Raw genomic sequence first — 10,491 nt, 5'->3', positions numbered from 1 at the left:
AGATGTGTATAAGAGACAGCACCGCTACACCGGGAATTCCACTTCCCTCTTCCGTCCTCTAGTTTAGCAGTATCGAATGCCTTTCCACAGTTAAGCTGTGGGCTTTGACAATCGACTTGCTAAACCACCTGCACACCCTTTACCCCCAGTGATTCCGGGTAACGCTTGCTCCCTACGTATTACCGCAGCTGCTGGCACGTAGTTGGCTGGAGCTTATTCCTAGGGTACTGTCAAGATTATATCCTTATTCAAGATATAATCCTTCATCCCCTAGAAAAGGGCTTTACGACCCGAAGGCCTTCATCACCCACGCGGCGTCGCTGGGTCAGGCTTTCGCCCATTGCCCAAGATTCCCTGCTGCTGCCTCCCGTAGGAGTTTGGGCCGTGTCTCAGTCCCAATGTGGCTGACCACCCTCTCAGGCCAGCTACCCGTCTTAGCCTTGGTGAGCCATTACCTCACCAACTAGCTGATGGGCCGTGAGCCCATCCTGAAGCGATAGCAGAAACTGCCACCTTTCCTCCAAGAAGTTACCTTCTTGGAGATTATAGGGTATTGATCCACCTTTCGGTGGGGTATCCCCTTCTTCAGGGTAGGTTACCCACGTATTACTCACCCGTTCGCCGCTCGCCAGCATCCTTACCAGAGGTAAGGATCTGTTGCCGCTCGACTTGCATGCATTAGGCACGCCGCCAGCGTTCACCCTGAGCCAGGATCAAACTCTCCAAAGTTAACCTAAATATAGTTCAAACTTTAGAAAGTTTAAATCCTGACAGTACGGTATAAACAAGTACTGCTTAGTTTTCAAGGTACTACTCCAATTTTAAATTATAACATCAAGTTACTTTTTGTCAAGTATCTTGATGTTAAACTTTTTTAAATTTTCAAATTGTCTTTAGACATAATCTAAAGACACTATTTTTGAAGTTTAACAAAAACTTTAAATTTGTCAAGAGGTATCATAAAGTTATTTTCAAATCTTTGTTATTTGAAAATTTTCATTTATTTTATAAAATTAACTTGTGATATATTTAGGAGTTTCAGGAGGAATTGATTCAAGTTTTGCACTTTATTTGTTAAAAAAAGCTCTTTATGATATATGTGCAGTTTTTATTTTATTTGAGTCAATAGATTCATCGTGTCCTCTTAAATGTTGCAATTTAGATAATGTAAAAAAATTAACAAATGCAATAAATGTTCCATTAAAAATAATTGACGCAAGAGAGATTTTTAAAAAGGAAATCATAAATTATTTCATAGAAGAATATAAAAATGGAAAGGCTCCAAACCCATGTGTTATATGCAATGAAAAAGTTAAATTTAAAATACTTTTTGAAAATTTATTTAAAGAAGGAGACTTAATTTCAACTGGTCATTATGCAAGAATAGTTAAAGAAGGAAAAAATTATTATTTGAAAAAAGGTTTAGATAATGAAAAAGACCAATCATATATGTTATATAGATTAAAAAAAGAATATTTGCCAAAAATTTATTTTCCATTAGGAGAATATAAAAAAAGTGATGTTATTAAAAATTTTAAAAAGTTAAATATTTTTGAAGAAATTCCTAAGGAAAGTCAAGATTTATGTTTTATAACAAAAGACAAAAATTTATTTTTAAAAGAAATATTCAATGAGAAGAAGGGTAAAATTATTCATATTAGCGGAAAAGAATTGGGAGAACATAATGGTTACTATTTTTATACAATAGGACAGAGAAGTGGTTTAAATATAGCATGGAAAGAGCCTCTTTATGTAGTTGATATTGACATTAAAAATAATATTTTATATGTTGGAGAAAGAAAATTTGCATATAAAGATAAGTTTATAATAAAAAAATTAAATTGGCTTGTGGACATTGATAGCATTAAAGATAAAAAAAATATAAAAGTTAAAACTAGATATAAAGGTAGAGAAATAAATTGTGAGTTTGAAATTGTAAATGAATCTGCAATAGTTCATTTATATGAGAAAGAATTTGCAATAACACCAGGTCAATCTGCAGTATTTTATGAAGATGATATAGTATTAGGCGGTGGAGAAATTGATAAAGTTTTATAATTTTTTTGGTTTCTTTTTTTTAAAAAATTCCTTTAAAAGAAAAATTCCACCAACAATTATAGTTAAGTAATAATAAAAAAATCTCCATAATAAAATAAAAGCTATTAATGGTTGTCTTGGTAAAAATGACGAAAATAAAAACGCAATTCCTAATTCTGCTGCACCAGATGTTCCAGGTGTTGGTACATAAACTATAGACAATAAAAAAATTACCGTTACAAAAATAATAGACAAAATAGGGGAATTAGATCCAAGACCCTTTAATAGTATTACTGGAAGAAAAAGTGATGATAACCACTGAAATAAACTTAGTAAAAAAATTACAAATAAGTCTTTAATATTATTTTTACTAATATTTTTCTTACCATCTTCAAATAAATTTATATTTTTTTCTATTTCTTCAATAATTTTTTCTGAAGTTTTAGGTGGAAAGATTTTTATAACTATTTTTTCAATGAAAAGAGCAAGTTTTTTAGGTTTAAACATTGCTAAAAGAATTAAAAGTGATATTAAAAGATAAAATATTAAACCAATATTTAAAGCCAAATTTACTCCTTCACTCAAATGAAATTCAAATTTAAAAAATGTTATAAAAATTGGTATTGCAACAAAAAGACTTATTCTAACAATAAATGCTAATATCTCTTTTATTAAAAATATTAGAGCGCTTTTTCCATATTCAACATTGAAATTTTTATTCAAAATATACATTTGAAAAGGTTGACCACCTGTTTGAAATGGAGTCACTGCTGAAAAGAAATTACCTATTATTGCAAGATTTATTGCTTCCCTTAATGAAATATTTTTATTCACTAATTTTAAACTCAATAAAATTATTGATGACTCTAATATCCAAGAAACTCCAACAATTATAAAGGCTAAAATTAGATAAAATGGTTTAATCTCAAAAAAGATACCCAAAAACCCTTCGCCTTTCGATAATAAAACAATTATAAAAATTGCTAAAATTGTAAGAATAAAAGATAAAAGAATATTTTTGGCAATAGATTTAAAATTGACCTTTTTTTCTTCCATTGAAAATATTATACACTTTTAGATATAATAAATGCAAACATTGTATAAAAAGGAGCTTATAATGGATGTAAAAAAGGATGAAATCTTGAATGAACTCTTTGCTGATTTAGATAAAATAGAAACTCTTGAAGATTTAGAAAAAGTTAGAGTTAAATTTCTTGGCAAAAAGGGGATTATTAAAAATTTAACAGAAAAGTTTAAGACAATTGTGGATTTTGAAGAGAAAAGAAAATATGGAGAATTAATTAATATATTAAAAAATGAAATTGAATTAGCCATTGAAAAAAGCAAAATTAAGATATTAGATAAATTAAAAAAACTAAAAATCCAAGAAGAAAAAATTGATGAGACATTACCTGGATACCCTTATAATTTGGGCAAAAGACATATATTAAAAATTGTTGAAAATGAAATTATTGATATTTTTATGAGAATGGGTTTTCATCTCTCATTTGGACCAGAAATTGAAAATGAATATTATAACTTTGAGGCTTTAAACATACCAAAATATCATCCATCTAGAGATATGTGGGATACATTTTATTTACCAAATGGATTACTTCTTAGAACTCACACTTCTCCTGTTCAAATAAGAACAATGGAAAAAATTAAACCACCATTAAGAATTATTTCACCTGGAAGATGTTTTAGAAGAGATCCGTTTGATGCTTCTCATTCTCCTATATTTCATCAAGTAGAAGGTCTTATGATAGATAAAAATATATCTTTAGCAGATTTGATGGGTATTATCGATTTATTCGCAAAAAAAATGTTTGGAGAAAAAACTCAAACAAAGTTTTATATTTCATATTTCCCATTTGTTGAACCAGGTCTTGAGGTTGCTGCAACTTGTAGTTTATGTTATGGAAGAGGTTGTAGTGTATGCAAATATACTGGATATGTTGAAATATTAGGCGCTGGCATGGTTCATCCTGATGTGTTAAAAAATGTTGATATTGATCCAGAAGAATGGCAAGGTTTTGCATTCGGTCTTGGAGTTGAAAGAGTAGCAATGATAAAATTTGGAATATCAGATATAAGATATTTTTATGAAAATGATTTAAGGTTTCTTAATGAATTTTAAGGAGAAAAAAGATGAAAGTTTCATTAAATTGGTTAAGTGAATTTATTGAATTAAAAAAAGACATAGAAGAAATAAAAAATATTACAATTTTCAGGGGTCTTGAAATTGAAGAGATTTACAAAAAGGAGAGTGATATAAAAAATTGTTTTACAGGTAAAATTAAAGACATTAAAAAAATTAATAATAATTTATCATTATGTTTTATACAATTTAAAAATACAATATTAAAATCTATAACAGGAGCTAAAAATTTAAAAATAAATGATATTGTACCTATTGCATTACCAGGAGGTGCTGTTTATAAACATAAAATACAAAATGGAGAGAAAACTAATGAACTAATTAATGTAAAACCTATTAATATAGAAGGATATATTTCAGAGGCTCTTCTTTTATCATATGATGAAATAGGAATTGATGATTCATCTTTATCAGATATATATAAGGAAGGAATATTTGTATTACCTGATGATACTCCTTTATATGAAGACTTAAAGAATGCTTTATGGCTTAATGATTATATTTTTGAAATAAAAACATTAAACAGAGGAGATCTTCTTTCACTATATGGATTAGCAAAAGAATTAGAAAGATATGGATTGGGAAAATTTAATAATAATAAAGAGCTAATTTTAAATTTAGAAAATTTACCAGAAACTAAATTTGAAATTGAGATTAAAAATACCTATTTATGTCCAAGATATGTTGGAGTAGTTATTGAAGGAGTTAATGTTGGAAAATCTAATATTTTTAATTTAAGAAAATTATTGTCAATAGGACAAAGACCTGTAAATAATATTGTTGATTCAACTAATGTATTTATGTTTGAATATGGTCAACCTTTACATGCATTCGATTTAGATAAATTAGAAAAAAAGGTTATAGTTCGAGAGGCAAAAAAAGGTGAAACAATTATTACTCTTGATGGTAAAGAGAGAGAATTAGAGGAAGGAATGTTACTTATATGTGATGCATTAAGGCCGATTGCAATAGCTGGAATTATAGGTGGTAAAGAAACAGAGGTAAACTTTGATACAAAAAACATTTTACTTGAATCTGCATATTTTAATCCTGCATCAATTTCTAAAACAAAAAGAAAACTTAAAATTGAAACAGAAGCTTCATCAAGATTTGAGAAAGGAATAGATATAAATAAAACTCTTTTAATTGGATTTTCATCAGCTCAAACATTTCAAGGTGAAAAAATATATAAACCAATTGATATCTATTCCGAATCTTTAAAAATTGAACCAATAAAATTAAGGTTTGAGAGAGCAAGAAAAATTATAGGATTTAATATAAAAAATGAGGAAATTGTTGAAATTCTAAATAGAGGTGGATTTAAAGAAATAGAAAAAGGAGACGATTATTCTTTGTTTATTCAGGAATATAACAGACCAGATGTAAAAACAGAAATAGACCTTATTGAAGAATTAGTTAGATATTATGGTATTGAAAATATTTCACCAACAGTACCTTATATTAAAATTGACCCCTATATAGATAATTTTGAAATTAAATTCAATAATAAAATTTCACAAATATTAACATCTCTTGGTCTTAATGAAGTATTAACTCTTTCGCTTCTTGATAGAGACTATCTTTTAAGTTTTAGTTTTGATAGAAAACCTATCGAATTAATTAATCCTTTAAGACAAGATCAAAATGTTCTAAGAACAAATCTTTTACCGAGTATATTAAAAGTTATTGAAAAAAACATTAGTTTTGGAAATAAAAACATAGCTATATTTGAAATTGGAAAAATTTATTATGAAAAAGAAGATAAATATTTAGAAGAAGAGGAACTTATAGTTGGTTTGACAGGTAAGATAATTGAAAAATATTGGGGAGAAAAAGATAGATTTTATAACTTTTATCATTTAAAAGGAATACTTGAAAAATTATTTAATGAATTGAATATAAATGAATTTACTATAATAAATAATGATAAATCAAATATTTTCCATCCTACAAGATATGGAAAAATATATGTAAATAATCAAATTGTAGGAGAAATTGGAGAAATTTGTGATGATTTAATTGAAAAACTAAATATAAATCAAAGAGTTTATATATCAATAATAGAACTTGAGAAATTGAAAAAGTATGTTTCTATTAAAAAAGATTTTAAAGAAATAACAAAATTTCCAAGCTTAACTTTCGATTTATCAATTATTATTCCTAAGGATAAAAAATTTAATGATTTGATTAAAATAATTAAAGAGGAATCAGGAAAAATTTTAAATAGATTTTCACTTTTTGATATTTATGAAGATGAAAAAATTGGCATAGATAATAGAAGTTATGCTATAAATCTTGTTTTTTCAAGCTCTGAAAAAACATTAACAGATGAAGATATAAAAGAAATAATAGAGAAAATAGAAATCAGAATAGAAAAAGAACTTAATGGTTTGATAAGGAAAAAAATTGGATAATTTCATTATCTTAAATAAAATCTTATATTATATTGATGCCCTAAAATTCAAAAATATTAACAAAAAAATAATTACAGAACTTAAAATAGTTGCAGATACAATTCAATCACTAAATTTTAGATTAAATAGAGAAAATTTTAGTCTATTTGAAAAATATTTTATTGAGAAAGATTATATAAGAAAAATTTTAAGAGAACTTGTATTTAACGGGAAAAGCGAAGAAATTGAATCTTCTTTAAAAGAAATTCCAAATTCATTAATAAAGTTAACAAAAATTCCAGGAATAGGTAATAAACTTGCTAATATTCTTTATAAAGAATTAAATATTGTTGATATAAATGATTTAAAACAAGCTTTAAAGGAAAAAAAATTAAGGAATATTAAAGAAATTGGGATAAAAGGTGAAGAATTTATTAATAAAAATTTGAATACATACAATAAATTACAAAATGAATTTTCATACTCATATGGAATTTCTGTTTTTAACTTTGTAAAAAATGAATTAGAAAAAATTGGTATAAATGAAATTATATTAACGGGTAGTGTAAGAAGAAAAAAAGAAGTTATAAAAAACTTGAATTTGCTTGCGTTTAATTATAATATAGAAAAAATTTTAAATTTCTTAAAAAATTCTAATGATTTTGTATTAATTGAAAAAAACAATAACTTTATAAAATTCAAAACAATTTATTCTGAATTGGAAATTATTATAAATTTTATACCGGAAAATTATTTTGGTTCAGCTTTAATTTATTATACTGGACCAAAAAGTTTTAATCTTTTTTTAAATGAGAAAGCAAGAAATATGAATATTATATCTACTAAAATAGGATTTTTAAAATTAGAAAATTTGAGTGAAAAAGAAATTTTTTATCTTTTTTCAATTCCGTATATTCCACCAGAATTTAGAGATAATTGGCAAATTTATCTTAAAATTGATAATAATTTGTCTTTTAATTACTCAATAAAAGGAGATCTCCATATACATTCAAATTATTCAGATGGAATATCAACAATTTATGATTTGGTTAAAGAAGCAGTTGAAATGGGTTATGAGTATATAGGAATTACAGACCATACTGAAGATTTGAAAATTGCTAAAGGTATGAAAAGAGAAAAAATCTTAGAAGAAAGATTAGAAATTAAAAAAATTGAAAAGATTTTTCCAAATATAAAAATTCTTTTTGGTGTTGAAGCGAATATTAGAATTGATGGTTCTATTGATGTAGAAGAGGAAATATTAAAAGATCTTGATTATGTTATAGGATCAATTCATTTTAATTTTAATGAATCTAAAGATATTAATACTAAAAGATACATAAATGCAATGAATAATCCTTACATTACAATTATTGCTCATCCAAGTTGTAGAAAAATTGGGGAAAGAAAAGAGATGGATTTAGATTGGAAAAGTTTATTTATTGAAGCTGAAAAAACAAAAACATTTCTTGAGATAAATTCGACATTAGATAGGTTAGACCTTTCATCTTCTCTTTTGTTTGAAGCAAATAAATATAATATTTATTTTTCAATAAACTCTGATGCCCATATATCACCACAACTTAAGTTTGTTAATGAATATGGAGTTAATATTGCAAAAAGAGCTCTAATAGATGAGAAAAAAATAATAAATACATATAATTATAAAGAATTACAAAAATTTTTAAATATTAAAAGAAAGAGTTAACAAATTTCTTTAAGAAGAACAACTACAAAAGAAGCACCACCTTTTCTTTTGCCTATGAATCCAATTTTTTCCATTGTTTTTCCTTTTATATTGATCTTTTCTTTATCAATTTTCATAATCTTAGATAAATTTTCAAGAATTATATCCTTAAAATCAATAATTTTCGGTTTTTCAAGTATAATAACAGCATCTATATTAACAATTTCAAAATTTTTATTTCTCATTATCTCTAAAGTATTTTCTAAAATCTTGATGCTACTTCTTCCTTTCCAATTTTCATCAAATAGTTCACCAATATCTTTCTCTCCAATTGCCCCTAAAATTGCATCAACGATAGCATGAATTAAAATATCTCCATCAGTGTTACTATAAAAACCAAAATCTTTATTTATTAATACTCCTCCAATATACATTGGTAAATTTTTTTTAATTATATGAAAATCAAATCCTATACCGATTCTCATTTCTTTTAATGAAATCAATAACTTTTAAAATATCACTTTTATATGTTACCTTTATATTTTCAATATCCCCTTCTATGGCTTTAACTTTTAAGCCTTCCATTTCAAAAACTAATGAATCATCAAATAATTTTTCGTTAATATACTTATTTAATAACTCAAATATTTTTAGAAAGGGAAAACCTTGAGGTGTCTGCGCTATAAAAATTTTATCTCTGTCAAGTGTTTTTATGATATTTCCATTTTCAATATATTTTAAGGTTTCAATCACTGGAACTACTGGTATAACACACGAATTCATATCTAAATTTTCTATCACCTTTTCAATTATTTCAATCTTTATATTTGACCTTGCACCATCATGTATTAAGACATAGTCTATTTTTTCATTATTATAAAAAAATTTTAACCCATTAAAAACAGAATTTTTTCTCTCTTCACCTCCCTCAACAATTCCAATGATTTTAGTAAAACTTTTTAAAAAATTAATACCTTCATCAACTCTATCTTTAGAAAGAACTACTACAATTTTATCTATTTTGTCACATTTTATAAAGGGAATTAATGTGTAATATATTAATGGTAAATCATTAATTTTATAGAAAATTTTATCATCATTGAACCTTTTACTTTTACCTCCTCCAACTATTACTGTCCCTATCATCTTTCAATAAATCTCCAAAAATCATAGTACCAGTTGGGCCTTGCAAAAAGGATGTAACTTCGATTAAAACTTTTTTTCCAATATAATATTTACCCTCTTCAACCACTACCATTGTACCATCGTCGAGATAACCAACTCCTTGATTTCTTTCTTTCCCTTCTTTAATTATTTTAATCTCTAATCTTTCACCAGGTAAAACAACCTTTCTTAGTGAAAAGGCTAATTCGTTAATATTTAAAACTGGCACATCTCTTGTTCTGCAAACCTGTGTTAAATTATAATCAGTTGTTATTAATTTTGCCTTTAATTTCTTAGCAAGATCTATTAATTTTGTATCAATTGGTAATATTTCACCTCTTTCTTCAAGAATTTTAACTTTATCTGGATATTCATCTTTTAGTCTATCAAGAATTTCAAGACCTCTTCTTCCTCTTATTCTTTTTGATTGATCCTCAGAATCAGCAACAAGATGTAATTCTTCTAAGATAAAAATTGGAATATAAACTCTACCATCTATAAAATTTAATTGTATAAGTTCTAAAATTCTTCCATCAATTATTGCTGATGTATCTAATATATATTTATTAAAAAACTTTTTTTCTTTTTGTAATTTATCCTCTCCACCTCTTCCTAAACTTTTTATAGAATCAATAATTTCTGTTTTTCTTGAAAGTATTGCCCAAACAACAATTCCAAATACAAATAGACCAACTGCTACTCCAAGATAAATACCAATTAATGGAATTTTTGAAATTAAAGAGTATAAAAGAAAAGAAATTATTAGTGCTATTAAAACAGAAAATAATCCAAGAAATAATTCTGGAAGAGATAGAGAAGAAAAAAAAGTGTTAATTTTTTTTCCTATAAAAATTAATAATTTTGTAAAAGGTGGTGAAAGAAGGAAAAATATAAAGAAAAAAAGTAAAAAGAAAATAAAGTAAATTATTAAAAAATTAAGATTTATTAAGTTAGTTAAAAAAAACAAAAATTTATATGATATGAAAACTCCTATAATCCCACCTAAAAATGAAAAAAAATACCTAAAAAAAATCCAAAATTTCTTCATT

At 25.8% G+C, this 10,491-nt stretch carries 8 protein-coding genes and 1 rRNA gene; 4 read left to right on the top strand and 5 right to left on the bottom strand.

The genetic code is table 11. The annotated features are described in order from the left end of the window. Positions 1-729, bottom strand: a 16S ribosomal RNA gene (locus tag N3D74_03650); the annotation flags it as partial. A gap of 291 nt (positions 730-1,020) precedes the next feature. Here N3D74_03650 and mnmA point away from each other — a divergent pair. After that, positions 1,021-2,058 carry a tRNA 2-thiouridine(34) synthase MnmA gene (mnmA, locus tag N3D74_03645; protein MCX8095259.1) on the top strand — a complete coding sequence of 346 codons (1,038 nt, stop codon included), beginning with the start codon at positions 1,021-1,023 and terminating at the stop codon, positions 2,056-2,058. Here the strand turns inward: mnmA and N3D74_03640 are convergent. Further along, positions 2,053-3,093, bottom strand: coding sequence for a flippase-like domain-containing protein (locus N3D74_03640; protein ID MCX8095258.1), 1,041 nt, complete (start codon positions 3,091-3,093; stop codon positions 2,053-2,055). The genes mnmA and N3D74_03640 overlap by 6 nt on opposite strands. A gap of 61 nt (positions 3,094-3,154) precedes the next feature. Here N3D74_03640 and pheS point away from each other — a divergent pair, with 61 nt between their 5' ends. The 3 genes from pheS to N3D74_03625 are packed head-to-tail and all read left to right on the top strand — an operon-like array spanning position 3,155 to position 8,299. Further along, positions 3,155-4,177 (top strand): phenylalanine--tRNA ligase subunit alpha, encoded by a 1,023-nt coding sequence (pheS, locus tag N3D74_03635; GenBank protein MCX8095257.1) that lies wholly within the window; start codon positions 3,155-3,157, stop codon positions 4,175-4,177. Positions 4,178-4,188: 11 nt separating this feature from the next. Next, the gene (gene pheT / locus N3D74_03630; protein MCX8095256.1) at positions 4,189-6,612 is read left to right on the top strand and encodes a phenylalanine--tRNA ligase subunit beta; all 2,424 of its coding nucleotides are present in this window, start codon (positions 4,189-4,191) and stop codon (positions 6,610-6,612) included. After that, a complete protein-coding gene (locus tag N3D74_03625) occupies positions 6,605-8,299 on the top strand; it encodes a PHP domain-containing protein (GenBank protein MCX8095255.1) in 1,695 nt (564 codons plus the stop codon). Before pheT ends, N3D74_03625 begins: the two co-directional genes overlap by 8 nt. On the opposite strand, the gene ispF is transcribed toward N3D74_03625, so the two are convergent. From ispF to N3D74_03610, 3 genes are read right to left on the bottom strand one after another with little or no spacing between them, the layout of a single operon-like run. Continuing rightward, positions 8,296-8,763, bottom strand: coding sequence for a 2-C-methyl-D-erythritol 2,4-cyclodiphosphate synthase (ispF, locus tag N3D74_03620; protein MCX8095254.1), 468 nt, complete (start codon positions 8,761-8,763; stop codon positions 8,296-8,298). The genes N3D74_03625 and ispF overlap by 4 nt on opposite strands. After that, positions 8,741-9,424: a 2-C-methyl-D-erythritol 4-phosphate cytidylyltransferase gene (locus tag N3D74_03615; protein MCX8095253.1), complete on the bottom strand. Its 684-nt coding sequence runs from the start codon at positions 9,422-9,424 to the stop codon at positions 8,741-8,743. The genes ispF and N3D74_03615 overlap by 23 nt, the downstream gene beginning before the upstream one ends. Beyond that, on the bottom strand, positions 9,393-10,490 hold the full coding sequence (locus N3D74_03610) for a PIN domain-containing protein (GenBank protein ID MCX8095252.1): 1,098 nt from the start codon (positions 10,488-10,490) through the stop codon (positions 9,393-9,395). The genes N3D74_03615 and N3D74_03610 overlap by 32 nt, the downstream gene beginning before the upstream one ends. Position 10,491: the final 1 nt, after the last annotated feature.

The sequence above is a fragment of the Caldisericia bacterium genome (genome assembly GCA_026414995.1).
In the GTDB taxonomy this organism is placed as follows: Bacteria; Caldisericota; Caldisericia; order B22-G15; family B22-G15; genus JAAYUH01.
Note: the sequence above shows the minus strand (reverse complement) of the source record. Positions and strands in the feature narration are given on the sequence as shown.